The organism is Nissabacter sp. SGAir0207 (genome assembly GCF_005491205.1).
Classification (GTDB): Bacteria; Pseudomonadota; Gammaproteobacteria; order Enterobacterales; family Enterobacteriaceae; genus Chimaeribacter.
On sequence record NZ_CP028035.1, the window covers coordinates 2,852,881 to 2,876,301 of the forward strand.

General features: G+C 59.6%; 27 protein-coding genes and 1 other RNA gene. 12 read left to right on the forward strand and 16 right to left on the reverse strand.

Annotated features, from left to right (window positions below; translation table 11 throughout):
• Positions 1–10: 10 nt before the first annotated feature.
• The 9 genes from C1N62_RS12680 to C1N62_RS12720 form a co-directional block, all read right to left on the reverse strand.
• Entirely contained in the window at positions 11–1,315 is a 1,305-nt protein-coding gene (locus tag C1N62_RS12680) for an inosine/guanosine kinase (protein ID WP_137763973.1), read from the reverse strand.
• A 106-nt stretch (positions 1,316–1,421) separates the two neighbouring features.
• On the reverse strand, positions 1,422–2,384 hold the full coding sequence (gene hemH / locus C1N62_RS12685; protein ID WP_137763974.1) for a ferrochelatase: 963 nt from the start codon (positions 2,382–2,384) through the stop codon (positions 1,422–1,424).
• Between the two features lie 202 nt (positions 2,385–2,586).
• Positions 2,587–3,231 (reverse strand): adenylate kinase, encoded by a 645-nt coding sequence (gene adk / locus C1N62_RS12690; protein WP_137763975.1) that lies wholly within the window; start codon positions 3,229–3,231, stop codon positions 2,587–2,589.
• A gap of 192 nt (positions 3,232–3,423) precedes the next feature.
• Positions 3,424–5,304: a molecular chaperone HtpG gene (gene htpG / locus C1N62_RS12695; RefSeq protein WP_206057753.1), complete on the reverse strand. Its 1,881-nt coding sequence runs from the start codon at positions 5,302–5,304 to the stop codon at positions 3,424–3,426.
• 175 nt (positions 5,305–5,479) lie between these two features.
• Positions 5,480–6,082: a recombination mediator RecR gene (recR, locus tag C1N62_RS12700; protein WP_137763977.1), complete on the reverse strand. Its 603-nt coding sequence runs from the start codon at positions 6,080–6,082 to the stop codon at positions 5,480–5,482.
• A complete protein-coding gene (locus C1N62_RS12705; protein ID WP_137763978.1) occupies positions 6,082–6,411 on the reverse strand; it encodes a YbaB/EbfC family nucleoid-associated protein in 330 nt (109 codons plus the stop codon). The genes recR and C1N62_RS12705 overlap by 1 nt, the downstream gene beginning before the upstream one ends.
• Positions 6,412–6,461: 50 nt before the next feature.
• The gene (dnaX, locus tag C1N62_RS12710; protein WP_137763979.1) at positions 6,462–8,498 is read right to left on the reverse strand and encodes a DNA polymerase III subunit gamma/tau; all 2,037 of its coding nucleotides are present in this window, start codon (positions 8,496–8,498) and stop codon (positions 6,462–6,464) included.
• A 77-nt stretch (positions 8,499–8,575) separates the two neighbouring features.
• Entirely contained in the window at positions 8,576–9,127 is a 552-nt protein-coding gene (apt, locus tag C1N62_RS12715) for an adenine phosphoribosyltransferase (RefSeq protein WP_137763980.1), read from the reverse strand.
• A gap of 197 nt (positions 9,128–9,324) precedes the next feature.
• Positions 9,325–9,693: a DUF454 family protein gene (locus C1N62_RS12720; protein ID WP_137765006.1), complete on the reverse strand. Its 369-nt coding sequence runs from the start codon at positions 9,691–9,693 to the stop codon at positions 9,325–9,327.
• A gap of 141 nt (positions 9,694–9,834) precedes the next feature.
• Here C1N62_RS12720 and priC point away from each other — a divergent pair, with 141 nt between their 5' ends.
• From priC to rsmS, 3 genes are all read left to right on the forward strand, one after another.
• A complete protein-coding gene (gene priC / locus C1N62_RS12725; protein ID WP_137763981.1) occupies positions 9,835–10,374 on the forward strand; it encodes a primosomal replication protein PriC in 540 nt (179 codons plus the stop codon).
• An 87-nt stretch (positions 10,375–10,461) separates the two neighbouring features.
• Positions 10,462–10,710: a GlsB/YeaQ/YmgE family stress response membrane protein gene (locus C1N62_RS12730; RefSeq protein ID WP_137763982.1), complete on the forward strand. Its 249-nt coding sequence runs from the start codon at positions 10,462–10,464 to the stop codon at positions 10,708–10,710.
• 11 nt (positions 10,711–10,721) lie between these two features.
• On the forward strand, positions 10,722–10,889 hold the full coding sequence (rsmS, locus tag C1N62_RS12735) for a pleiotropic regulatory protein RsmS (protein WP_137763983.1): 168 nt from the start codon (positions 10,722–10,724) through the stop codon (positions 10,887–10,889).
• A gap of 21 nt (positions 10,890–10,910) precedes the next feature.
• On the opposite strand, the gene acrR is transcribed toward rsmS, so the two are convergent.
• A complete protein-coding gene (gene acrR, locus C1N62_RS12740) occupies positions 10,911–11,582 on the reverse strand; it encodes a multidrug efflux transporter transcriptional repressor AcrR (RefSeq protein WP_137763984.1) in 672 nt (223 codons plus the stop codon).
• A 142-nt stretch (positions 11,583–11,724) separates the two neighbouring features.
• Here acrR and C1N62_RS12745 point away from each other — a divergent pair, with 142 nt between their 5' ends.
• The 4 genes from C1N62_RS12745 (at position 11,725) to ykgO (ending at position 16,642) form a co-directional block, all read left to right on the forward strand.
• Positions 11,725–12,921, forward strand: coding sequence for an efflux RND transporter periplasmic adaptor subunit (locus C1N62_RS12745; RefSeq protein WP_137763985.1), 1,197 nt, complete (start codon positions 11,725–11,727; stop codon positions 12,919–12,921).
• A gap of 16 nt (positions 12,922–12,937) precedes the next feature.
• On the forward strand, positions 12,938–16,096 hold the full coding sequence (gene acrB / locus C1N62_RS12750) for a multidrug efflux RND transporter permease subunit AcrB (protein WP_137763986.1): 3,159 nt from the start codon (positions 12,938–12,940) through the stop codon (positions 16,094–16,096).
• 134 nt (positions 16,097–16,230) lie between these two features.
• The gene (locus C1N62_RS12755) at positions 16,231–16,491 is read left to right on the forward strand and encodes a type B 50S ribosomal protein L31 (protein ID WP_137763987.1); all 261 of its coding nucleotides are present in this window, start codon (positions 16,231–16,233) and stop codon (positions 16,489–16,491) included.
• Positions 16,492–16,501: 10 nt separating this feature from the next.
• A complete protein-coding gene (gene ykgO, locus C1N62_RS12760; protein ID WP_137763988.1) occupies positions 16,502–16,642 on the forward strand; it encodes a type B 50S ribosomal protein L36 in 141 nt (46 codons plus the stop codon).
• Between the two features lie 83 nt (positions 16,643–16,725).
• Here ykgO and C1N62_RS12765 read toward each other — a convergent pair whose 3' ends face one another.
• From C1N62_RS12765 to C1N62_RS23505, 4 genes are read right to left on the reverse strand one after another with little or no spacing between them, the layout of a single operon-like run.
• A complete protein-coding gene (locus tag C1N62_RS12765) occupies positions 16,726–17,604 on the reverse strand; it encodes a metal ABC transporter substrate-binding protein (RefSeq protein ID WP_137763989.1) in 879 nt (292 codons plus the stop codon).
• A 9-nt stretch (positions 17,605–17,613) separates the two neighbouring features.
• Complete coding sequence (locus tag C1N62_RS12770; protein WP_137763990.1) at positions 17,614–18,483, reverse strand: metal ABC transporter permease; 870 nt, start codon at positions 18,481–18,483, stop codon at positions 17,614–17,616.
• Positions 18,480–19,175 (reverse strand): metal ABC transporter ATP-binding protein, encoded by a 696-nt coding sequence (locus tag C1N62_RS12775; RefSeq protein ID WP_137763991.1) that lies wholly within the window; start codon positions 19,173–19,175, stop codon positions 18,480–18,482. The genes C1N62_RS12770 and C1N62_RS12775 overlap by 4 nt, the downstream gene beginning before the upstream one ends.
• Complete coding sequence (locus tag C1N62_RS23505; RefSeq protein WP_255508604.1) at positions 19,172–19,306, reverse strand: hypothetical protein; 135 nt, start codon at positions 19,304–19,306, stop codon at positions 19,172–19,174. The genes C1N62_RS12775 and C1N62_RS23505 overlap by 4 nt, the downstream gene beginning before the upstream one ends.
• A gap of 246 nt (positions 19,307–19,552) precedes the next feature.
• Between C1N62_RS23505 and C1N62_RS12780 the strand changes: the two genes are divergently transcribed.
• From C1N62_RS12780 to C1N62_RS12790, 3 genes are all read left to right on the forward strand, one after another.
• A complete protein-coding gene (locus C1N62_RS12780; protein WP_137763992.1) occupies positions 19,553–19,906 on the forward strand; it encodes a hypothetical protein in 354 nt (117 codons plus the stop codon).
• A gap of 157 nt (positions 19,907–20,063) precedes the next feature.
• A complete protein-coding gene (tomB, locus tag C1N62_RS12785; RefSeq protein ID WP_137763993.1) occupies positions 20,064–20,432 on the forward strand; it encodes an Hha toxicity modulator TomB in 369 nt (122 codons plus the stop codon).
• Between the two features lie 47 nt (positions 20,433–20,479).
• Positions 20,480–20,683 (forward strand): HHA domain-containing protein, encoded by a 204-nt coding sequence (locus C1N62_RS12790; protein ID WP_072926899.1) that lies wholly within the window; start codon positions 20,480–20,482, stop codon positions 20,681–20,683.
• A 354-nt stretch (positions 20,684–21,037) separates the two neighbouring features.
• Here C1N62_RS12790 and ffs read toward each other — a convergent pair.
• An RNA gene (gene ffs / locus C1N62_RS12795) (signal recognition particle sRNA small type) lies at positions 21,038–21,134 on the reverse strand.
• A gap of 183 nt (positions 21,135–21,317) precedes the next feature.
• Here ffs and C1N62_RS12800 point away from each other — a divergent pair.
• Positions 21,318–21,629: an MGMT family protein gene (locus C1N62_RS12800; RefSeq protein WP_137763994.1), complete on the forward strand. Its 312-nt coding sequence runs from the start codon at positions 21,318–21,320 to the stop codon at positions 21,627–21,629.
• Between the two features lie 32 nt (positions 21,630–21,661).
• Here the strand turns inward: C1N62_RS12800 and C1N62_RS12805 are convergent, their stop codons facing one another.
• Entirely contained in the window at positions 21,662–22,222 is a 561-nt protein-coding gene (locus C1N62_RS12805; protein WP_137763995.1) for a YbaY family lipoprotein, read from the reverse strand.
• Between the two features lie 216 nt (positions 22,223–22,438).
• Between C1N62_RS12805 and tesB the strand changes: the two genes are divergently transcribed.
• Positions 22,439–23,302 carry an acyl-CoA thioesterase II gene (gene tesB, locus C1N62_RS12810; protein ID WP_137763996.1) on the forward strand — a complete coding sequence of 288 codons (864 nt, stop codon included), beginning with the start codon at positions 22,439–22,441 and terminating at the stop codon, positions 23,300–23,302.
• Positions 23,303–23,421 lie beyond the last annotated feature (119 nt).

Sequence of the window (23,421 nt, forward strand, 5' to 3'; positions counted from 1 at the left end):
CTGGCTGGGCTTAACGCTCCCAGTATGCCTCTTCCAGACTGTCTTCCCGCTCCGGCAGGCCGCGCGTCAGGCGGGGCGAGTGCTGGTTCAGCACCTGATAGCTGACGCGGTTGGCGTACTTGCACACCTGCGACAGCGACGAGTAGGTCAGGTAGGTGTGCCTGTGCTTGCTGGAGTTCGGCACGTTGGTGCGGTGGTAACCGTTGGCGGCGATGTCATGCAGGATCGCCGAGAGCGCGCCGTCGCCCGCGCCGTTGGTGTTCATGATCTTCTCCGGGCCGCCCATATAGGGGGCGATGTGGGAGTAGATGCGGAACGGGTTTTCGCAGTGCTCACGGCGCATCGCGCGGCTGAACTCATACAGGTTGAATTCGGCAATCGCGCCCGGCAGCAGCGGGCGGTTGCTCTGGCGGCGCGCGGACTCCTCGGTGTAGCCCGCCATGTAGAGGCCATTCGGCCCGGCGGTGCAAAGCACCAGATCCACCCACTCCAGCGCCCGGTCGGAGGCCAGCAGCGGATCGCTCAGGCCGGTCAGCGCCTCGGCTTCCTCTTCGTTCATCGCCAGGATGGAGACGTGCTCACGCAGGAACTCACGCCACATCTCCGGGTTATCGGCGATCACATACTTGGTGCCGAGGGTCAGCACCACCGGCACCTGATACTTCTTGGCGTAGGCGATGGCCTGCATGGTGGCCTCGGGCATCGGCTCGCCCGGCTTGCAGCGTACCAGATAGGCGGTCAGCACCAGCGCGGACGCGCCCGCGATCACCGCTTCCGGGATGCTCTCCGGGCGCAGCTGGTTCATCTGGCCGGGGCTGATGGCAAAGGTGCGCTCGCCGTGCTCGCCAATCAGGGTGAAGCAGCGGCCAATCGCGCCATCCACGCCCTGCAAATAGTTGAGATCGGTACGGCTGGAGGTGTTGCAGAGGTAGCGATAGGCGTAGCCGCCAATCTGGACGTTGTTGCACATCACGCCGAGCAGCACCGAGCGATCGTCCGCCAGCACCGAGTAGTTGTGCAGGGTATTGCCGATGGTGCCACCGGCAAACTGGTGGGTAATCAGGTTGCCCGCCATCAGCTCCTGGTACATCGCATCCGCGACATCATCTTCGATGACCAGAGAGTGGCCCATGCTCAGGCCATAGCGCTGGATAAACTCGTCATCAACCCTGGCTTCAATGTCCACCAGCGTCTGGTCAATGCCGACCACGTAGGAACGGGCCGTTTCGCTCTCGGTCTGGGCCGGTTGCAGCAGCGGATCGCGCGCATTGACGGGAAAATAGTGTTTGGATTTACGTTTGCCTGGGAATTTCATCGGGATTGGCGCAGCTTGGGAAACAGGCGGGCGATAGTAGCATAACTTGCCGCCGGAAGGAGCCGTTTGTATCACCGGCTGCACTCAGGCAGCCGGTCAGGGGGGATCAGAACTGGTCGCGCACCAGCTGTGCCAGCAGGTCGATATGCGCTGGCTCATCGTTCAGGCAGTCGATGTACTCGAAGGTCTCACCGCCCGCCTCCAGGAAGATTTCGCGGTTCTGCTCCTTGATCTCCTCCAGCGTCTCCAGACAGTCGGCGGCGAAGCCGGGGCAGATCAGCTGCACATGCTTGACGCCCTGCGAAGGCAGCGCCTGCATGGTTTCGTCGGTATAGGGCGTCAGCCACGGCTCACGGCCAAAGCGCGACTGGAAGGTCATCATGCCCATGCCCGGCGGCAGATCCAGCGCGGCGAACAGCGCGCGCGTGGTGTCCTCGCAGCGGGTGCGGTAGTCATCGCCCTCATCCGCGTAGCGCTGCGGAATGCCGTGGAACGAGAGGATCAGGCGGTCTGGCTTGCCGTGCTGTTCAAAGGAGCGCAGCACTGTCTGTTTCAGCGCCTCGATATATTGCGGATGCTCGGCGTAGTCGCGGATGAAGTGCAGCGACGGCAACCGGCGCAGCGGCACCAAATGGCGCGCCACCGCGTCAAATACCGCGGCACTGGTGGAGCAGGAGTACTGCGGATAGAGCGGCAGCAGCACCAGTTGGGTGACGCCCTGCTCCATCAGCTTACGGATGGCGTCCGGCAGCGAAGGCTTACCGTAGCTCATCGCCAGCTCCACCGGCACTCCCGGCAGACGGGAGGCCAGCGCCTTCTCCTGACGGCGGCTGAAGACCATCAGCGGCGAGCCCTCCTCCATCCAGACGGACTGGTAGAGTTTGGCGACGCGCGGCGAACGGAACGGCAGGATGCCAAAGTTCAAAATCGGCCACCACAGCCAGCGTTTGGTGTCCACAACCCGGCTGTCGCCGAGGAACTCCGCCAGATAACGTTTTACTGCCTGCGGGGTCGGTGCCTCAGGCGTACCGAGGTTAACCAGCAGGACCCCAACTTTCTCTTGCCCCATGAGCCTTTCCTTCTGTAATCCGCCCCCCGCACCACACCGGGGCGTCAGGGTAACAGGTTGAATCTTTGATGAGCTATTGTAACCAATATGGGGAAAACCGGCACCGATAGCAGCAACAGGTGCTGGCTAAATATACATATGGGGAGTGTATGGTTAAAAAAATGCCAGGCCGGGGCCTGGCATTAAATATCAAGGGTGACGCTTAGCCGAGCAGCTTGGCCAGCTCTTCACGCACTTCGGCCACGCTACGGGTGCCGTCGATTTTGTGGTACTGGGTGTTGCCGGCGTCCGCTTCCTGACGATAGTAGGCCACCAGCGGCTCAGTCAGGGTGTGGTACTCTTCCAGACGCTTGCGCACGGTCTCTTCCTGATCGTCCTTGCGGGTGATCAGCTCTTCACCGGTCACATCATCCTTGCCTTCCTGCTGCGGCGGGTTGAATTTGATGTGGTAGACGCGACCAGAACCGGGGTGCACGCGGCGGCCCACGATGCGATCCACAATCAGTTCGTCCGGCACATCAAACTCCAGCACGCAATCCACCTTGATGCCGGCCTCTTTCATGGCGTCAGCTTGGGGAATGGTACGTGGGAAGCCATCCAGCAGGAAGCCGTTACGGCAATCTTCCTGCGCAATGCGCTCTTTTACCAGCGCGATCACCAACTCATCGGTGACCAGTTTGCCGGCATCCATAATCTCTTTGGCCTGTTTGCCCAGCTCCGAACCTGCTTTAACCGCGGCACGCAGCATGTCACCGGTGGAGATCTGCGGAATGCCGTACTTCTCCATGATGAATTGAGCCTGAGTACCTTTACCGGCGCCCGGAGCGCCCAGCAGAATAATACGCATTGCGTAAATCCCCTTGCTATGTAGTTTTTATAAAAATGTCGAAAACGCTCAACGATACCATTGCAGGCCGCACGGCTCAAGGAAGCGGCGGCAATAGCAGACTTTTACTTACGAGTGAAAGTGGCAAATTGATCCATAAAAAAGCCTGTATTGCACAGGCAATACAGGCTTTTATCAGATGCAGGCCGGGGATCAGGCTTGCAGCAGTTGGTTCATGCGGCGGATGAAGAGGTTTGGATCCTCCAGCGTCCCGCGCTCTGCCAGCAGGGCCTGATCGAGCAGCAGCTCGACCCACTCGGCAAAGTGCGCGTCCTCGCTCACCGCTGAGGCGCGCTTGACCAGCGCGTGCTCCGGGTTCAGCTCAAAGATGTACTTCACTTCTGGCGCCTGTTGGCCAGCAGCGGCGAACAGTTTCGCCATCTGGGTGGTCATCTCGTCCGCGCCAGTGGTGACGATCGCCGGGGTATCGGTCAGGCGGTGGGTCAGGCGTACCTCTTTCACGCGCTCGCCCAGCAGGGTTTTCACGCGATCCACGAACGGCTCCAGCGCCTTCTCGGCCTCTTTCTGCTGCTCATTCTCCTCGTCCGCCAGTTTGTCCAGCGCCTCGTCCGCCTTGCTCACGGATTGCAGCGGCTTGCCGTCGAACTCGGTCAGGTAGCTCATCATCCACTCATCGATGCGATCGGAGAGCAGCAGTACCTCAATGCCTTTTTTGCGGAACAGCTCCAGGTGCGGGCTGCTCTTCGCGGCGGCGTAGCTGTCTGCGGTGATGTAGTAGATCTTCTCCTGCCCTTCCACCATGCGGCTGACGTACTCTTCCAGAGAGACGTTCTGCACGGCGCTGTCGCCGTGGGTGGAGGCAAAGCGCAGCAGTTTGGCGATGCTCTCTTTGTTGGCGCTGTCCTCAGCCGGCCCCTCTTTCAGCACCAGACCGAACTGTTGCCAGAAGGTTTGGTACGCGGCGGCGTCATCTTTCGCCAGTTTCTCCAGCATTTGCAGCACGCGCTTGGTCAGCGCGCCGCGCAGGCTCTGGGTGATGCGGCTGTCTTGCAGGATTTCACGCGAGACGTTCAGCGGCAGGTCGTTGGAGTCAATCAGGCCGCGCACGAAACGCAGGTAGTTCGGCATGAACTGCTCGGCGTCGTCCATGATAAAGACGCGCTGGACGTAGAGTTTCAGGCCATGCTTGTGGTCGCGGTTCCACATGTCCCACGGCGCTTGTGCCGGGATGTAGAGCAGGCTGGTGTACTCCTGCTTGCCCTCCACACGGTTGTGGCTCCAGGTCAGCGGGTCGGTGAAGTCATGGGCGATGTGTTTGTAGAACGCCTTGTACTCCTCCTCGCTCACCTCGGATTTGTTGCGCGTCCACAGCGCCTGGGCCTTGTTGATCTTTTCCCAGGTCTCGGTGCTCTCCTCTTCGCCCTCGCCTTCACTACGGCTCAGGATCTCCACCGGCAGCGCGATGTGATCGGAGTATTTGCCGATGATGGAGCGCAAACGCCAGTCGTCGAGGAACTCATCCTCACCCTCGCGCAGGTGCAGGGTGATTTCGGTGCCGCGTTCGGTTTTGCTGATGTCGGCGATGGTGTAGTCGCCCTCGCCAGCGGACTCCCAGAACACCGCTTCGTCTGCTGCCGCACCGGCCGCACGGGTGCGCACGGTCACTTTGTCAGCCACGATAAAGGCGGAGTAGAAGCCAACGCCGAACTGGCCAATCAGCTGGCTGTCTTTGGCCTGATCGGAACCGAGGGACTCAAGGAAGGATTTGGTGCCGGATTTGGCGATGGTGCCGAGGTTGTCGATCACCTCGTCACGGCGCATACCGATGCCGTTGTCACTGATGGTCAGGGTGCGCTTCTCTTTGTCGCTGGAGAGGCGTACACGCAGTTCACCGTCGCCCTCATACAGATCCGGCGTAGACAGCGCGCGGAAGCGCAGTTTGTCAGCGGCGTCGGAGGCGTTGGAGATCAGCTCACGCAGGAAAATTTCCTTATTCGAATAGAGCGAGTGGATCATCAGGTGAAGCAGCTGTTTCACTTCAGACTGGAACCCGCGGGTTTCTTGACCTTTCATACTCATGTTCTACCTCAATCCTAAAAACAGTGTTTGGGCTGAATGCAACGGGATGAACCCGACAATGGAGAGGAGATGGGGATAGGGGAAAAAGAATTCAACCAGCGGGTGATGTGAGTGGTGCGAAAATAGACAAAGGCGCGGTTGCCCGCGCCTGAGGATCCGACCTGTGCTGTCAGCGGATCGGGTGCCGGCCCGCCAGGGAGTGGGAGAGCGTGGTGCCATCCACCATCTCCAGCTCGCCGCCTACCGGGACGCCGTGCGCGATGCGGCTGGCGAGGACGCCATACTGCCCGCACATCGCGGCGATGTAGTTGGCGGTCGCCTCGCCCTCCACCGTGGGGTTGGTCGCCAGGATCAGTTCCTGGATCGACTCGGTAGCAAGGCGCTCTTCCAGACGGTCGAGGCCAATGTCATCCGGGCCGATGCCATCCAGCGGCGAGAGGTGCCCCATCAGCACAAAGTAGCGGCCGGAGAACTGGCCGGTCTGCTCAATGGCGTGGATGTCCGCCGGGCTCTCCACCACGCAGATCTGGCCATTCTGCTGGCGACGCGAGTTCGCGCAGATGGTGCAGATCTCCTGCTCGGTGAAGGTGCGGCAATCGGCACAGTGGCCAATCTCGGACATGGCGCGGGTCAGGGCCTGCGCCAGACGCATACCGCCGCTGCGGTCACGCTGCAACAGCTGGAACGCCATGCGCTGCGCCGATTTCGGGCCAACGCCCGGCAGGCAACGCAGTGCCTCCATCAGGGATTCGAGGAGCGGGCTGGTCTGCATCAGAATGGCATCTTGAAGCCCGGCGGCAGTTGCATACCGCTGGAGACGGAGGCCATCTTCTCTTTCTGCGCTTCGTCGATGCGGCGCGCCGCGTCGTTGAAGGCTGCCGCAACCAGATCTTCCAGCATATCTTTGTCATCTTCCATCAGGCTCGGATCGATCTCGATCCGGCGGCAGTTGTGCGCGCCGTTGATGGTGACTTTAACCAGGCCAGCGCCGGATTCGCCGGTTACTTCCATCTTGGCGACTTCTTCCTGCATCTGCTGCATCTTTTCTTGCATCTGCTGGGCTTGTTTCATCAAGTTACCCAGACCGCCTTTACCAAACATAGTCATCTCTCTTTGCGCTGGGCCGCATGGTGCAACATGCACCGCGGCAGTTAAAGGGGGCGAATACTGTCTTCATCCAGATCCGCATCAAAGAAGCGACGCAGGGTCTGGATGTTATTATCCGCGATAATTGACTGACGCGCCTGCGCCAGTTTCTCTTCATAGATGGCCTGACGCCACTCCAGCGGCGTCCGCACCGCTGGATTATCGTCTTCAACCACTGTTAATTCAACCGGATGCCCCTCGCAACGGCTGATCGCTTCCGCCAGCGCTTTTTGTGCCGACGGGCTGTTCAGGTGGCGCTGGGCGGGGCGCAGGTGCAGCCGCAGGGATGACGGCCCCAGCACTTCGCGGAAGGCGTTGAGCGCCAGCTGCTGTACTAGCTTGGGGATCGCCAGCTGGTGCACGTAGGCGGCCCAGTCATCACGCTCCAGCGCCTCGTCGGCCAGTTTTGCCGCCAGCTCCGGGGTCTTCTCATGCTCCAGCGCCGAACGCAGCGCCTTGGGCGTCGCTACCGGCACCTGCTCCACGGCGTTGGGCTGCGCCTGCGCGCGCCAGCGGTACGCCTCCGGCTTGGCCGGTTTTTCCGGCTCTACCGGACGGGCCGCCGCCCGCTGCTGGGTGCGCTCGGTAACGGACGCCAGACGCTCCAGCGCTGAGGTGGCCGGCCGCGCAGAAGGCGCCGCCGGCTCAGCTTTTTTTGGGCTGTGGTTTCCCTGTTGCCGCAGCAGCTGGGTGCGCGCCTCTAGCAGCTTGGCAGTGTCCGACAGGCCAGCGGGCGGCGCGGCCGGTGGCGGCTCCGTGGCCGGGGCCGGCTGGCGCGCCGGGGCGGCAGTGGGCGGAACCGGCGGCGTGGCAGGCTGCGCGACGGGTGCGGTGGCAGCTTGCGGCGCAGCGGTCGGCTGCGGCATCGGGCGCGCCGGCGGTGGCGTGTAGGCGGGCGCGACCGGTGCCGACGGAGGCTGAGGCTGCGCTGGCATCACCGGTTCGGCAATCACCGCTTTCGGGTGGAAGGCCAGCGCGCGTAGCAGCGCCATCTCCACGCCCATGCGGCGATCGGGGGCGAAGGCCATCTCTTTGCGGCCAATCAGCAGGGTCTGGTAATAGAGTTGCAGATCGGTGGGCGGCACCACCCGCGCCAGCTCACGCAGGCGCTGCTCCACGGCGGCGTAGTGCTCATCCAGCGTGGTAGGCAACAGTTGCAGCATGGCGATGCGGTGCAGCAGCGAGAGGGTCTCAACCAGCAGCGCCTCCCAGTCCACGCCACGCGACGCGGCCTGCTCGACCTGCGCCATCACCCGCTCGCCCTCGCCACTCACCAACGCCTCAATGATCGCCAGCGGCTGCTCATCATCCAGCGTGCCGAGCATCTGGCTGACGGTGTCGCTGCTCACCTGCCCCTGCCCCATCGCGATCGCCTGATCGGCCAGGCTCAGGGCGTCACGCATACTGCCGTCGGCGGCGCGCGCCAGCAGTTGCAGCGCACGCGGCTCGGCGGCGATCTGCTCGGCCTGCAACACATGCTCCAGTTGCTGGCGGATCTGGCTGGCATCCAGCGCCTTCAGGTGGAACTGGAGGCAGCGTGACAGGATGGTGACCGGCAGCTTCTGCGGATCGGTGGTCGCCAGCAGGAATTTGACGTGCTCCGGCGGCTCCTCCAGCGTTTTCAGCAGGGCGTTGAAGCTGTGGCGCGACAGCATGTGCACTTCATCGATCAGGTAGACCTTGAAGCGGCCACGCGCTGGCGCGTACTGGACGTTATCCAGCAGCTCGCGGGTGTCCTCGACCTTGGTGCGCGAGGCGGCGTCAATCTCAATCAGATCGACGAAACGCCCCTGCTCAATCTCCCGGCAGTTGTCGCACTTGCCGCACGGGGTGGCGGTGATCCCGGTTTCGCAGTTCAGCCCCTTGGCCAGCAGGCGGGCGATGGTGGTCTTCCCGACGCCACGGGTTCCGGAAAAGAGATAGGCATGGTGAATCCGCCCCAGCGACAGGCCATTGGCCAGCGCGGTCAGGACATGTTCCTGGCCGACAACATCAGCGAAGGTTTGCGGGCGCCACTTACGGGCAAGAACCTGATAGCTCATTAATACCGGAGAAGTTGGGAAATCTGGAGGGTAATGCTAACACAGCCTCGCCAGAGCGGCGAGGCTGAATGCGGGTCTTAGTGACCGGCGAAGGAGACCAGGCTGAAGCAGTTGATGCCCTGACGGGTCAGGCGCTGTTCGCCACCCAGTTCCGGCAGATCAATGATGAACGCGGCATCACTCACCTCGCCGCCCAGGGCGCGGATCAGTTTCACGGTCGCTTCAATGGTGCCACCGGTCGCCAGCAGGTCGTCGATCACCAGCACTTTGTCGCCCGGTTGGATCGCGTCGGTGTGGATCTCCAGTTTGTCGGTGCCGTACTCCAGCTCATAGCTTTCGCACAGGGTCGCGCGCGGCAGTTTGCCCGGCTTACGTACCGGAACAAAGCCCACGCCCAGCGCCAGGGCCACCGGCGCACCAAACAGGAAACCACGGGCTTCAGTCCCGACCACCTTGGTGACGCCCTTGTCGCGATAGCGCTCGGCCAGCAGCGCGATGCTGGCGGCGTAGGCTTGCGGATCTTCCAGCAGGCTGGTGACGTCACGGAACAGTATGCCCGGCTTCGGATAGTCGGGGATGGTCTTGATACTGTCTTTAATAAACTGAAGCTGCTGTGCAGTAGCGGTCATAATATGTGCCTGAAAAAGCTGGTGTTCTAACTTAAACGCAGGCCGTCTGATATCCCTGCCTCGCCATGAAATGGCGTGCATATGCCTTGGAAGAAGGACAACAGGGGAGAAAGAGGAGATGACCCACGCACGAAAACGCTCAAATTTATGCAAACTCACCTTAAAATGCAACCGCAGCCGGCCGTTAATCCCCGATTTTATTGTCGTTGGTCAATAACCGGCAGACGCCATATTATCGCGAGCAGCACCAGCATCAGCCCAAACAGCAGCACACGTACCCAGATAATCTTTATAAAAAAGAGAGAGATGCTAATGGAAAGCGCGGTGAACAGCATCGCTTTCCACTTGGTATTGGGCGGCAGCGCGCGGTGCGCCTGCCAGTGGCGCAGATAGCCGCCAAACCAGGAGCGATAGAGCAACCACTGGTGGAAACGGGGCGACGAACGGGAGAAACACCAGGCGGCCAGCAGCAGGAAGGGCGTGGTGGGCAGCAGGGGCAGCAGCACGCCGAGCGCCGCCAGCGCCACGGCCAGCCAGCCGGTGGCAATCAATACCCCACGCCCAATCTTCTGTTTCATTGCCTCTTGCCCTGTTTCGCGCTGTTAAGCAGCAATGATAGCGTTGATGGCCGGGCGGGCACAATGTGCTGGCTTGCCAGCCCGCCTTTTCAGCGGCAAGCTACGTAGGAATCCCGCCGGAGAGACAACGTGAATACGCAACGAGTTTTACAGACCCTGGACCAGCAGATCAGCGCGCTGGCCGCCGCCATCGAGCCTGTTGGCCACACCCCGACCCCGCAGGCGCGCTTTGACAGCAAGCTGTTCCGCACCCACGGCACGCGCCTGCGTGACTATCTGGCGGAGGTGCGCCAGAACCAGCAGCAGCTGGCCGATGCAGTGGCAGAGGAGCGCACCGCGCAGGTGGCCTTCCTCGCGGAGCGGCTGGTGGCGCAGATCGCTGCCCTGCAACGGGAGCTGGCGACCCAGCGGCTGCGCAAAGCTACCGTGCGGCCCGCGCGTGACGGCCAGGAGGATATCTACCACCGGCTGGCACAGCATCAGGATTTCGAGCGCCGCCTGCTGGCGATGGTACGTGACCGCGAAAGTCTGCTGGGGCGGCAGGAGTCGTTGGCGCAGCAGCGCAAGGTTCAGCAGGAGTTGGCGGCACTTGAGGGACGTTTGCAGCGCTGCCGTGAGGCGCTGGCACGCATTGAACGCACCATTGAGCGGAAAGAGCGAGGTTTTTGAAGGTTTATCACAATTTTTTAAGCCGCTGCCGCCTGCCAAGACAAGTGATTATCTATACTATAGAGAGAGACCTGACTGGAGAACATTATGGGCCTGATTTCTTGGATCATTATGGGACTGGTGGTCGGGTTGCTGGCAAAAGTGCTGATGCCAGGCAAAAATGACGGCAGTGTGGTGTTATGGGTGGTGCTGGCGATCAGCGGTGCGCTGGTTGGCGGTTATGTCAGTACCTACCTGGATGCCGGCACTGTCGCAGGGTTCAGTTTCAGAAGCTTGCTGATCGCACTGACGGGCGCAATCCTGATTCTGTTTGTCTCTCGCAAACGTAACTATTGAGTTGGCCCCCGATGTCCGTTGACAATGCCCCCCCAGAGCTGCAACTGGCGGTAGATTTGATCTACCTGCTGGAGTGCAATGAGATCGATCCCCACACCGCACTGGCGGCGCTGGAGATCGTCACCCGTGACTATCAGGAGAAGCTGCGCCGCCACGGTGAATATCCCCTCGGCGTCTGATGCCCTCCTTGCCGCCGCCGGTCACTGCCCTGGCTGGCTGGCGCTCGCCCCCTCCCCCGCGCCAAGGCGCAAATGGGGGCTGAGCTTCAGCATGTCCAGATAGCAATCCACATACAGCGCCGCCTGCGCGCGCAGGTCAAAACTCTCCGGCATAAACAGCCAGTTCTCCATTAGCCCAGTGATGTAGGCACGCAGGGTCACGGCAGCGCGGCGGGTGTGCAGGTCAGCAGGCAGCAGATCCTGCGCCATGCAGTTGCGCAGAATAACCTCAATCTTTTCATAGCCCGCCAGATAGAGATCCTTGCGCGCCTGATGCAGGGTAATCATCTCCCCCACGAATTCACACTTATGAAAAATGATCTCCATCAGGGCGCGACGGCGTGGATCCTCTACAGTAGCGCACAGAATATAGATTAGAATTTCACGCAGGACGCACAGTGGATTATTGGGATACTTTGCCTGATACTCTATTTCGAGATCGGTTACTTTTGACTCAGAGATCGCCCAGACCTCATTAAACAGATCGGCCTTGTTTTTAAAGTGCCAATAGATGGCACCCCGCGTGACGCCGGCGGCGGCAGCAATGTCAGCCAGCGAAGTGGCTGAAACCCCACAATCCGAAAAGAGCTGCACCGCAGCGTTCAGGATTTGTTGGCGAGTTTCAAGTGCTTGTTGTTTGGTTTTTCGTGCCATGGCATCAGGTTTTCGCGGAGGGATAGCTTACATACATTCACGTATGTATGTACGATGGTACGCACATATTTATTAAGCAGCAATGGGTTTTACAGCTTGCGATCCATTGGTCAATTTGAAATCGGACACTTGAGGTTTACCTATGAACAAAAACAGAGGGTTAACGCCTCTGGCGGCAGTTCTGATGCTTTCGGGCAGCTTGGTTCTTGCAGGATGCAACGATGATGAGTCTCAACAGGGTGCGCAGCAGCAACAAATGCCGGAAGTGGGTGTGGTGACGCTGAAGGCAGCGCCACTGAACATCACCACCGAACTCCCCGGCCGTACCAGCGCTTTCCGGGTGGCGGAAGTCCGTCCACAGGTCAGCGGCATCATCCTGAAGCGTAACTTCGTTGAAGGTAGCGACATTCAGGCAGGCACCTCCCTTTATCAGATCGATCCCGCAACCTATCAGGCTGCCTATAACAGCGCCAAGGGCGACCTGGCCAAGGCACAGGCAACCGCTGAAATCTCACGTGTGACGGTCAACCGTTACAAGCCCCTGCTCGGCACCAACTACATCAGTAAGCAGGACTACGATCAGGCCCAAGCTGATTTGCGCTCCGCTGATGCGGCAGTGCTGGCCGCCAAAGCCGCCGTTGAGACTGCCCGCATTAACCTCGCCTACACCAAGGTGACCTCCCCCATCAGTGGCCGGATTGGTAAATCCAGCGTGACCGAAGGGGCATTGGTGACCGAAGGGCAGACCACCGCCTTGGCTACCGTGCAGCAACTCGACCCGATCTACGTCGATGTCACCCAATCCAGCACCGATTTCCTGCGTCTGAAGCAGGAGATGGCCGAAGGTACGCTGAAGCAGCAAAACGGCAAGGCCAAGGTACAGCTGACGCTGGAGAACGGCACGCAGTATAAGCAGGAGGGCACTTTGGAGTTCTCCGACGTGACCGTGGATGAGTCCACCGGCTCCATCACCCTGCGCGCCGTGTTCCCGAACCCTGACGAGACCCTGCTGCCGGGCATGTTTGTCCGTGCGCGCCTCGATGAGGGCGTGAATGAGAACGCGCTGCTGGTGCCACAACAGGGCGTGACCCGTACCCCGCGCGGTGAAGCCTCCGCGATGGTAGTGGGCGCTGGCGACAAGGTGGAAACCCGTACCCTGACCACCTCCCAAGCGATTGGTGACAAGTGGCTGGTGACCGGCGGCCTGAAAGCGGGCGATCGGGTAATCGTAACCGGATTGCAGAAAGTGAAGCCGGGCGCCCAGGTCAAGATGCAGGAAGTGACTGACGACGCTTCCGCCCAGCAGCAAGCGCCGTCTGAACAAGCCCCGCAGTCTTAATAGGAGCCGGTGATTCATGGCTAAGTTCTTTATTGATAGACCCATTTTTGCATGGGTTATCGCCATTGTTATCATGCTGGCTGGCGCCCTGACGATACTGCAACTTCCGATTGCGCAGTACCCTACCGTCGCGCCACCAGCAATTTCTGTGTCCGCTAACTATCCGGGTGCCGATGCCCAGACGGTGCAGGACACCGTGACCCAGGTTATCGAGCAGAACATGAACGGCATCGATAACCTGATGTACATGTCCTCCTCCAGTGACTCGTCAGGCTCCATGACCCTGACGCTAACCTTCTCTTCTGGTACTGACCCTGACATTGCGCAGGTGCAGGTGCAGAACAAGCTGCAGCTGGCGATGCCGCTGCTGCCGCAAGAGGTGCAGCAACAGGGGATCAGCGTCCAGAAGTCGAGCAGCAGCTTCCTGATGGTGGCTGGCTTCATCAGCGACAGTGGCTCCATGACCCAGGAGGATATCGCGGACTATGTGGCCTCCAACGTTCAGGACCCGATCAGCCGTACCACTGGCGTGGGTGACGTCCAGCTGTTTGGTTCCCAGTACGCGATGCGCGTCTGGATGGATCCGGGCAAGCTGACCAACTTCGCCCTGACGCCAGTGGATGTTATTAACGCCATCCGCGTGCAGAACAACCAGGTGGCCGCGGGCCAGTTGGGCGGTACACCGCCGGTGAAGGGCCAGCAGCTTAACTCCTCCATCATTGCGCAGACCCGCCTGACCTCCCCTGAGGAGTTCGGCAAAATCTTGCTGAAGGTTAATCCGGATGGCTCGCAGGTACGCCTGCGTGACGTGGCGCAGATTGAGCTGGGCGGCGAAGACTACAGCGTTATCGCGCGCTATAACGGCAAGCCGGCTTCCGGCCTTGGCATCAAGCTGGCGACCGGCGCCAACGCCCTCGACACCTCGAAAGCGGTGAAGGCGACGCTGGCAAAACTGGAGCCGTTCTTCCCGAATGGCCTGAAGTTAGTCTACCCGTATGACACCACGCCGTTCGTACAGATCTCCATCAAAGAGGTGGTGAAGACGCTGTTCGAAGCGATCGTGCTGGTGTTCCTGGTGATGTACCTGTTCCTGCAAAACTTCCGCGCCACCCTGATCCCCACGATCGCGGTGCCGGTGGTACTGCTCGGCACCTTCGCCATCATCGGCGCCTTTGGTTACTCCATTAACACCCTAACGATGTTCGGTATGGTGCTCGCCATCGGCTTGCTGGTGGATGACGCCATCGTGGTGGTGGAGAACGTCGAACGTGTGATGGTGGAAGAGGGCCTGCCGCCCAAGGAAGCGACCAAGAAGTCGATGGAGCAGATCCAGGGCGCGCTGGTGGGCATCGCGATGGTGCTCTCTGCGGTGTTCGTGCCGATGGCCTTCTTTGGCGGCTCGACCGGGGTTATCTATCGCCAGTTCTCGATTACCATCGTCTCAGCGATGGTGCTGTCGGTGATCGTGGCGTTGATCCTGACGCCTGCGCTGTGCGCCACCATGCTGAAGCCGGTGCCGAAAGGGCACCACGATGACAAGAAGGGCTTCTTCGGCTGGTTCAACCGCATGTTTGAGCGCAGCACCGACCACTACACCGACAGCGTGGGCAACATTCTGCGCAGCACTGGCCGCTACCTGCTGGTCTACCTGCTGATCGTGGTGGGCATGGCGGTGCTGTTTATCCGCCTGCCAACCTCCTTCCTGCCGGAAGAGGATCAGGGCGTGTTCCTGACCATGGTACAGCTACCGGCTGGTGCCACGCAGGAGCGTACGCAGAAGGTGCTGGATGAGGTCACCAAGTACTATCTGGACAAAGAGAAGGCCAACGTCAACTCGGTGTTTGCGGTAAACGGCTTTGGCTTCTCGGGCCGCGGCCAGAACACCGGTATCGCCTTCGTCAGCTTGAAAGACTGGGCGGATCGCCCAGGCGAAGAGAACAAAGTGTCGGGCATCACTGGCCGGGCCATGGGCACCTTCAGCGCCATCAAGGACGCGATGGTATTCCCGTTCAACCTGCCAGCGATTGTTGAACTGGGTACCGCCACCGGCTTTGACTTCGAGCTGATTGATCAGGCCAACCTTGGCCACCAGAAACTGACCGAAGCGCGTAACCAGTTGCTGGGCATGGTGGCGGAGCATCCAGACCTGCTGGTTGGGGTGCGTCCGAATGGCCTGGAGGATACGCCGCAGTTCAAACTGGAGATTGACCAGGAGAAAGCGGAGGCCCTTGGCGTCTCTATTGATGACATCAACACCACGCTGGGCGCGGCCTGGGGCGGCAGTTATGTGAATGACTTTATTGACCGCGGACGCGTGAAGAAGGTCTACATCCAGTCGAAGGCAGAGTACCGTATGCTGCCAAGCGATCTGAATAACTGGTATGTCCGTGGTAGCAATGGGCAGATGGTGCCGTTCTCCTCCTTCGCTACCTCGCACTGGCAGTATGGCTCGCCACGTCTGGAGCGCTATAACGGCCTGCCTGCGATGGAGATTTTGGGCCAGCCAGCACCGGGCCGAAGCAGTGGTGACGCGATGGCGATGATGGAGTCGCTGGCGGCGAAACTGCCGACCGGCATCGGCTATGACTGGACGGGCATGTCCTATCAGGAGCGGCTCTCCGGCAACCAGGCCCCTGCCCTGTACGCCATCTCGCTGATTGTGGTCTTCCTCTGTCTGGCTGCACTGTATGAGAGCTGGTCGATACCGTTCTCCGTTATGCTGGTGGTACCGCTGGGGGTCATTGGTGCGGTTCTGGCCGCCACCCTGCGCGGCCTGAGCAACGACGTCTACTTCCAGGTAGGCTTGCTGACCACAGTCGGTCTGTCGGCGAAAAACGCCATCCTGATCGTGGAGTTTGCCAAGGACTTGATGGAGAAAGAGGGCAAAGGATTGGTTGAGGCCACGCTGGAGGCGGTGCGGATGCGTCTGCGCCCCATCCTGATGACCTCGCTGGCCTTTATCCTCGGCGTGTTGCCGCTGGTGATCTCCACCGGCGCAGGTTCCGGCGCACAGAACGCTGTCGGTACCGGCGTAATGGGCGGCATGGTCACCGCGACCATTCTGGCCATCTTCTTCGTCCCGGTCTTCTTCGTGGTGGTACGCCGCCGCTTTAGCAAGAAGTCTGACGACGTGGAACATAGCCATAAGCAGCAGGTGTCGCTCGACAAGCACTAAGGTGAATTTTTGACAAAAGCCGCGCACTGCGCGGCTTTTTTTTATTTGCTGAAAAGGTGGGGTTGCCAACGGACAGAGTTTGCGCGATACTGTCGCCATCAATTGTTATGTTATAACATTTCACTGGAGGCAATATGAAAGCTGGCATCCACCCTGATTACCGCACCGTGGTGTTCCACGACACCAGCGCCGACACCTACTTTACCGTCGGCTCGACCATCCGTACTGACCGCACCATCGAGTGGGAGGGGCGTGAACTGCCCTACGTCACTCTTGAGGTCTCCTCTGCCTCCCACCCCTACTACACCGGGAAGCAGAAAGAGTTCTCCAAAGAGGGCAGCACCGCGCGCTTCCAGCAGCGTTTTGGCCGCTTCCTGAACCCAAAATCTGCTTAAGGAGAGGAACATGCAGGTATTGAGTTCACTGCGTTCAGCCAAAAACCGCCACAAAGATTGCAAGGTGGTACACCGCCACGGCCGCACCTATGTCATCTGCAAAAGCAATCCGCGCTTCAAGGCCGTTCAAGGCAGAAAAAAGAAGCGTTAATCCCGCCCCTACGCCTTCGCCCCGCCCTTACCGGCGGGGCTTTTTTTTGCCCTGCCCCCTGCCGTGCTGGCAGGGGGAGCGGCTTACTTCATGCCCGCAACCAACGTGCTAACGTTATGGGTAAAGGCCTGCACATAGGTGGTCGCAGGGCCGTCAGCGGTGGACAGCGCCTCAGGATAAAGCTCGCCCCCCGGCTGTGCGCCACTGGCGCTGGCGATCTGCTTCACCAAACGTGGGTCGGTCTGGTTCTCAATAAAATAGTGGCGCACGTGCGCCTGCTTGATCTGGGCAATCAACGCCGCCACATCCTGTGCGCTGGCTTCGGCATCTGTGGAGAAGCCCACCGGTGCCAGGAACTGCACGCCATAGGCCTGCCCCATGTAACCAAAGGCGTCATGGCTGGTCAGCACTTTGCGCTGGCTGGCGGGCACAGTGGCAAACTGCTGTTTGGCCCACTGGTCGAGCTGTTGCAGTTTGGCGATATAGGCCGCACCACGTTGGCGGAAGTCGGCGGCATCCTGCGGATCGGCAGCGGCCAGCGCCTCCGTGATGTGACGGGCATAGATCACGCCATTCTGCATACTGTTCCAGGCGTGGGGATCGGTGATGGTTTTCCCCTCCTCCTCCATCTGGCGGGAGCTGACGCCTTCAGAGGCGACCACCACCTTGCCGCGATAGCCCGAGGCACCGATCAGCCGATCCATCCACCCCTCCAGCCCCAAGCCACTGACAAACACCACATCGGCTTTCGCCAGCGACCGGCTGTCTTGCGGGCTTGGCTCGTAGCTGTGCGGATCGCCATTCGGCCCGACCAGCGTTTTGACGACCACATGCTCACCGCCAATCTGGTGAACCATATCGCCGAGGATGGAAAAACTGGCCACGGCATTGACGGTGTTGGCCATCGCCAATGGGCTGGCGAACAGCGTGGCGATGGCCAGCGCCACAGGTAAACGTTTCATTCTTTCTCCTTATTGATGACGCAATGCAGGCCGTGCCGCGGCGAAAATGCCGCCACACGAGCCAAATAGTACGGAAAGCAAAAACAGCAGGCTGGCGCTCAGCACGATGGCCGGGCCAGCGGGCAGCGAGGCGTAGTAAGACCAGAGCAGGCCGGCAAGGCTGGCGACCATGCCCAGCCCGGCGGCGGTCAGCAGCGTCGCTGGCAGGTTGCGCGTCCAGAGCCGCGCGGAGGCGGCGGGCAACATCATCAGACCCACGGACATCAGGGTGCCCAGAATCTGGAAACCGGCGACCAGATTGATCACCACCAGCGCCAAAAAAAGGGCGTGGATCACGGGCACCCAGCAACCGGCGGCCAGGCGCAGGAAGGTCTGGTCAAAGGATTCCATCACCAGCGCCCGGTAGAGCAGCGCCAGCAGCAGCAGAGAGAGCGTGGCGATGCCACCCACCAGCCGCAGTGCCGGGGCATCCACCGCCAGAATCGAACCAAACAGCACATGCAGCAGATCGACACTGGAGCCGCGCAGCGAGACCAGCGTCACTCCCAGCGCCAGTGAACCAAGGTAGAAGCCCGCAAAACTGGCATCCTCTTTCAAACTCGTGTGGCGGCTCACCCAACCGGAGAGCATGGCAACCGCCAGCCCGGCGATAAAGCCGCCTACCCCCATCGCCACCAGAGACATGCCAGAGATCAGATAGCCGATGGCCGCACCCGGCAATACCGCATGGGAGAGCGCATCACCGGCGAGGCTCATGCGCCGCAACAACAAAAAAACACCCAGCGGCGTGGCGCTTAGGGAGAGCGTCAGGCACGCCACCAGCGCGCGCCGCATAAAACCAAACGTCAGAAAAGGGTCGAGCAGCAGATGGACAATCATAGCGCCACCGCCGCGGGCGTGGTTTCACTGGCCGCATTCAGGGCGCGCATGACATGGGGCGTCGCGCCCCAGTGGTTGCCGCTGGCGCTCAATAGCAGGGTCTGCGGGAAACAGGCACTCACCATCTGCCGGTCATGCAGTACCGCAATTACCGTCCGCTGTTGTTGATGCCACTCGGCGATCATCTCCAACAGCAGTTGGATAGTCGGGGTATCGACCCCGGTGAATGGCTCGTCCAGCAGCATCACCGGGGCCTGTTGCACCAGCAGGCGGGCAAACAGCACACGCTGGAACTGGCCGCCAGAAAGGATGCCGACCGGTTGGCGGGCGAAGGCGAGCATCCCGACGCGCTCCAGTGCCTCGCTGATCCACTGCCGGTCACTGCGTTGCAACCGGGCAAACAGCCCGCGCTGGCTGACCCGCCCCATCGCCACCAGATCCTCCACCAGCAGCGGGAACTGGCGATCCAGCTCCGCCTGTTGCGGCAAATAAGCCAGCGGCTGCCGGACATGGCGGATCACCGCGCCTGCCACCGGCGGCAGGAAGCCCGCCAGCGTTTTCAGCAGGGTAGACTTGCCGCTGCCATTGGCACCGATAATCGCCGTCAGTGAACCGGTATGGAAAGCGCCGCTAATGGGCGGAGCCACAGCATAACGGCCATAGCCAACTTGCAGGTGTTGTAAGGTCATCATGGCAGCAGGTTAGCCCAGGTGATGGCCGCCCATACACCGGCCAGCACCAGCATCGTGGCAGCACAGCGCGCAAGGGCTGAGGCCATCAGCCAGGTCTGGCGGCCAGTGAGGGGGGCGGATGAGGCGGTCATACATTTACTCCGATACGCAATTGTTATAATATAACATCACACTTAAGACAGGGTTTCAAGTTGCCGCGTTAGGGCATCGGTAGGCAAAACGCCACTAAAGCGTAATTTTTTATTACGCTGGATTAATTGCTATAGATATCAACCTGATAATTGTCAGTTACTTTCGGAAAAAGTGTCTTGCCTGCCTGACAAAAGGCGCCGGAGTGTGCAATACTAGAAATGGGTCGCACAAATAATGATGAGTCGATGCACATTACACTTTCGTTTCCTGCCAACAGTGAATTCAGTTCCATTACTGATTTAAAAGAATTCATTGAGGAAAATATTCCTCTGCTTGAAGAGACACTGGTCGGGAATTTGAGCTATTATTCAGAGAGTGCGCGGTATGAGACAGGCAGCCTGACCCTTCAGGCGATAGAGCCGCTCTCTGCCAACCGTTATTCAATGCGTTACCGTTATCGTTGGACCCTTTTCAATGCCTGCCTGGATATCGATGCGGAGGAGTATTGCGAGGAGCGCCTTACCTTTACCCATAGCGGGTCTGCGCTGATTTTCGATATCGTGGATAACAACCGACCCTCTCCAGCCGATGAATTGTAATGTTGGGTAATCCGAGACGTCACAAAACAAAAAAATGACTTATATTTAATTGAAGGGATATAAACCGCGCTGATTAACCAGCCTCTCACCTGTCCGGTTATTTCATTACTCACTGAGTGTTATCACGACTGAATAACAACCTTACGGAGGAGATGATATGGATGAGTATTCGCCAAAACGGCATGATGTCGCCCAGCTCAAGTTCCTGTGCGAAAGCCTCTACGACGAGGGGATCGCCACCCTGGGGGATAGCCATCATGGCTGGGTTAATGATCCGACGTCAGAGGTTAACTTACAGCTCAACGAATTGATTGAGCATATTGCTTCTTTCGTCATGAGCTTTAAAATAAAATATCAGGATGAACTTCAGTTAGCTGACCGGGTCGAAGAGTATCTCGACGATACTTATACCCTGTTCGGCAATTACGGCATCAGCGCACCAGATTTGAAGCGCTGGCAAAAAACCAAACGGCGACTATTCGGAATGTTCTCAGAAGAGAATGCCTGTACGCTGATTAGAACTTAATAGATAATCCACCGCAATTTACTTATATAAGAAAGACTATGACCACGATGAAAAAAATCGACTACCTGATGCGCTTGCGTAAATGCACCACTATCGACACATTAGAGCGTGTTATTGAAAAGAATAAATATGAGTTATCTGATGATGAACTCGAAATGTTTTATTCTGCCGCTGACCATCGTCTGGCAGAACTGACGATGAATAAGCTCTATGACAAAGTGCCGACTTCTGTATGGAAATACGTGCGCTAATGGCCTTCAGGCCGGTTATTGCGGTAATAGCATGAAGCCGATAGTTCTATCGGCTTCAACCACTTAGCTCAACATTTCCTTCTGCGGCACCCACACCCTGTTCCCTGGCAGTCCGTTATTCCCTTTCTGCCCTGGCTTTTTCCGTTTCGCATCACTCCGTTTATGGCACCCACTTCTCGGCCAACGACCGGGCATTTTTCGTCTGCGTTGGCGGCATTGATTAGGAATATTTATCGAGCGAAAGGAAATATCAATAGCCTACGTCTGATTACGCAGTAATAGTGTGGCATGGTTAATGCTTTGGGAGAGAGAGAACGGGAGCAGAAAAAGGCGGGGAGCCAAATTGGGTGGAGGCCCTGCCAGCTACATCCCGGCACACACGACGCCTGCTGCGGCTGCTTCCTTCCGGACCTGACCGAGTTCACAAGTTAGTGTTGCGGGAGAACCAACAGGGCCTCCATTGAGTTGCCCCACTGGTGTGGAGCGGGGAGCATTATCAGGGATGGCCCCGGTAAAAGCAACCCATCACCGGCCAACCGATGGTTTCTTAAGCACCTGCGTCTGGCCCACCCTGCGATGGCAACGGTTTTGGTTCATACTCGCGGGCAAGGTATATCACTACGTTGGGGCAGCTATGGAAGGGGAAGGAAATTTCAATCAACGCGTTTACCACATTGTCGCGGCCATCCCGGAGGGCCGGGTGACCACCTATGGTGAGGTGGCGCGGCTGGCTGGCTCACCCCGTGCCGCCCGGCAGGTGGGTGGGGTATTGCGCCGTTTGCCGGAAGGGAGCAGCCTGCCGTGGCACCGGGTGGTGAATCGCCACGGCGGCATTTCGCTTCAGGGGGAGGACTTCCAGCGCCAGCGTCAGGCACTGCTGTCAGAGGGCATTATCTTTGGCCCCGAAAGCCGCATTGACCTGGAGCGCTATGGCTGGCGTGGCTAGCGCTGGCGGCGACAGACGCCGCCAGCTCAAGCTTATGGCATCGGTGTCGGTGCCGGGTTGATGCCAGTAGGCATCGGGCTGTTCGGTGAAGTGTCCAGTGGCCCCAGCGTGGAAGGGTTGGTAGGCACTGCCCGCGCCTCGACCGGCTTCAGCACCAGATCAAACTGGGTACCTGCGCCATTGGTCACGGCAGGCGTCGGCTGTTCGGTCTGGAACAGGAAGTGACCTTGCTTGTCCGCGATGACTGCGCTCAGCAGTACCCTGGATTTAGGCTGCACATCATTTGGACTGTAAGGCAGCACGAAGGGGAACGGTGCCTGATGGCCTTGGGTATAGGCAACGCTCTGCGCCACCACTTTCGACGGCGTGTCTGCGATGGAGGCGTCTGCCAGGGTCACGGTCAGCACCGAATCAGGCGGCAGCGCCACGCGTGAGTCGATGGAGATAGTGCCTTTTACCGAGGGTTGCTGGATAGCCGCCGTCGAAGGCGCGCCATTGCCGGGTGGCGGCAAGGGAGGCTGGGCGGGTTGGGATGCACAGCCGGCCAATGTGAGAGACAGCGCGGTTCCACCTACAATCTGCCAAAATTTCATCAGTTGCACTCCTTGTTTTGTTTACTTCTTACGGGTCGCAAGCGTCAGGATTGAACTAGTGGCATTCACCACATCACGAAATAATTGTGGCACATAACTCTGAAAAATTCCTGCCGCCCCCCGGCGCGCCCTTCTTTCACTGCCCCGGATCCTCTACTATGGCGACAGGGGCCACGCGCCCCACCTACCCTGTTTTTCGCTGAAAGGGATCACCGCATGAGTCAGGCATTAACGAATTTATTGGATCTGCTCAACCTGGAGAAACTCGAAGAGGGCTTGTTCCGGGGACAGAGCGAGGATCTGGGATTACGCCAGGTCTTTGGCGGCCAGGTGGTCGGTCAGGCGCTGTATGCCGCCAAGCAAACGGTGCCCGCCGAGCGCGGTATCCACTCCTTCCACAGCTATTTTTTGCGCCCCGGTGACAGCAGCAAGGCGATCATCTATGACGTGGAAATTTTGCGTGATGGCCACAGCTTCAGCGCCCGGCGGGTCAAAGCGGTGCAGAACGGCAAGCCTATCTTCTACATGACCGCCTCCTTCCAGTGTCAGGAGAGCGGTTTCGAGCACCAGAACACCATGCCACAGGTGCCGCCGCCGGAGGCGCTGATCTCAGAGTCAGAGATTGCGCAGAAGTTTGCCCACCTGATCCCCGAGAAGGTGCGGGAAAAGTTCATCGGCCAGCGCCCGATTGAGATGCGGCCGGTGGCTTTTCACAACCCGTTGCAGGGCACGGTAGCCGCGCCGGAGCGGCACGTCTGGTTCCGGGCGAATGGCGAGATGCCGGACGACCTGCGTATCCACCAATATTTGCTGGGCTACGCCTCGGACTTCAACTTCCTGCCCACCGCGCTGCAACCGCATGGGGTCGGCTTCCTGGAGCCGGGGATGCAGGTGGCAACCATCGATCACTCCATGTGGTTCCACCGGCCGTTCCGTCTGGATGAGTGGCTGCTCTACGCGGTGGAGAGCACCTCCGCCTCTGGCGCGCGCGGCTTTGTGCGCGGCCAGTTCTACACCCGCGATGGCGTGCTGGTCGCGACGTCAGTGCAGGAGGGGGTCATCCGCCGCCGCGACGCATAAAAAAAGGCGGTGGATTGCGCCACCGCCTCTCTATCATCATTTGCATCATTATCTGTGATGTTTTTTGCATGTTGCCCGGCTCCTTAAGTCGGCGGGGGTAGGAATCACGCCCACGCCGG

Bases quoted from the DNA above. Each gene is read 5' to 3' on its own strand.
- C1N62_RS12680 (WP_137763973.1), bottom strand. From the start codon at position 1,315: ATGAAATTCCCAGGCAAACGTAAATCCAAACACTATTTTCCCGTCAAT.
- hemH (WP_137763974.1), bottom strand. From the start codon at position 2,384: ATGGGGCAAGAGAAAGTTGGGGTCCTGCTGGTTAACCTCGGTACGCCT.
- adk (WP_137763975.1), bottom strand. From the start codon at position 3,231: ATGCGTATTATTCTGCTGGGCGCTCCGGGCGCCGGTAAAGGTACTCAG.
- htpG (WP_206057753.1), bottom strand. From the start codon at position 5,304: ATGAAAGGTCAAGAAACCCGCGGGTTCCAGTCTGAAGTGAAACAGCTG.
- recR (WP_137763977.1), bottom strand. From the start codon at position 6,082: ATGCAGACCAGCCCGCTCCTCGAATCCCTGATGGAGGCACTGCGTTGC.
- C1N62_RS12705 (WP_137763978.1), bottom strand. From the start codon at position 6,411: ATGTTTGGTAAAGGCGGTCTGGGTAACTTGATGAAACAAGCCCAGCAG.
- dnaX (WP_137763979.1), bottom strand. From the start codon at position 8,498: ATGAGCTATCAGGTTCTTGCCCGTAAGTGGCGCCCGCAAACCTTCGCT.
- apt (WP_137763980.1), bottom strand. From the start codon at position 9,127: ATGACCGCTACTGCACAGCAGCTTCAGTTTATTAAAGACAGTATCAAG.
- C1N62_RS12730 (WP_137763982.1), top strand. From the start codon at position 10,462: ATGGGCCTGATTTCTTGGATCATTATGGGACTGGTGGTCGGGTTGCTG.
- rsmS (WP_137763983.1), top strand. From the start codon at position 10,722: ATGTCCGTTGACAATGCCCCCCCAGAGCTGCAACTGGCGGTAGATTTG.
- acrR (WP_137763984.1), bottom strand. From the start codon at position 11,582: ATGGCACGAAAAACCAAACAACAAGCACTTGAAACTCGCCAACAAATC.
- C1N62_RS12745 (WP_137763985.1), top strand. From the start codon at position 11,725: ATGAACAAAAACAGAGGGTTAACGCCTCTGGCGGCAGTTCTGATGCTT.
- acrB (WP_137763986.1), top strand. From the start codon at position 12,938: ATGGCTAAGTTCTTTATTGATAGACCCATTTTTGCATGGGTTATCGCC.
- C1N62_RS12755 (WP_137763987.1), top strand. From the start codon at position 16,231: ATGAAAGCTGGCATCCACCCTGATTACCGCACCGTGGTGTTCCACGAC.
- ykgO (WP_137763988.1), top strand. From the start codon at position 16,502: ATGCAGGTATTGAGTTCACTGCGTTCAGCCAAAAACCGCCACAAAGAT.
- C1N62_RS12765 (WP_137763989.1), bottom strand. From the start codon at position 17,604: ATGAAACGTTTACCTGTGGCGCTGGCCATCGCCACGCTGTTCGCCAGC.
- C1N62_RS12770 (WP_137763990.1), bottom strand. From the start codon at position 18,483: ATGATTGTCCATCTGCTGCTCGACCCTTTTCTGACGTTTGGTTTTATG.
- C1N62_RS12775 (WP_137763991.1), bottom strand. From the start codon at position 19,175: ATGATGACCTTACAACACCTGCAAGTTGGCTATGGCCGTTATGCTGTG.
- C1N62_RS23505 (WP_255508604.1), bottom strand. From the start codon at position 19,306: ATGACCGCCTCATCCGCCCCCCTCACTGGCCGCCAGACCTGGCTGATG.
- C1N62_RS12780 (WP_137763992.1), top strand. From the start codon at position 19,553: ATGCACATTACACTTTCGTTTCCTGCCAACAGTGAATTCAGTTCCATT.
- tomB (WP_137763993.1), top strand. From the start codon at position 20,064: ATGGATGAGTATTCGCCAAAACGGCATGATGTCGCCCAGCTCAAGTTC.
- C1N62_RS12790 (WP_072926899.1), top strand. From the start codon at position 20,480: ATGAAAAAAATCGACTACCTGATGCGCTTGCGTAAATGCACCACTATC.
- C1N62_RS12800 (WP_137763994.1), top strand. From the start codon at position 21,318: ATGGAAGGGGAAGGAAATTTCAATCAACGCGTTTACCACATTGTCGCG.
- C1N62_RS12805 (WP_137763995.1), bottom strand. From the start codon at position 22,222: ATGAAATTTTGGCAGATTGTAGGTGGAACCGCGCTGTCTCTCACATTG.
- tesB (WP_137763996.1), top strand. From the start codon at position 22,439: ATGAGTCAGGCATTAACGAATTTATTGGATCTGCTCAACCTGGAGAAA.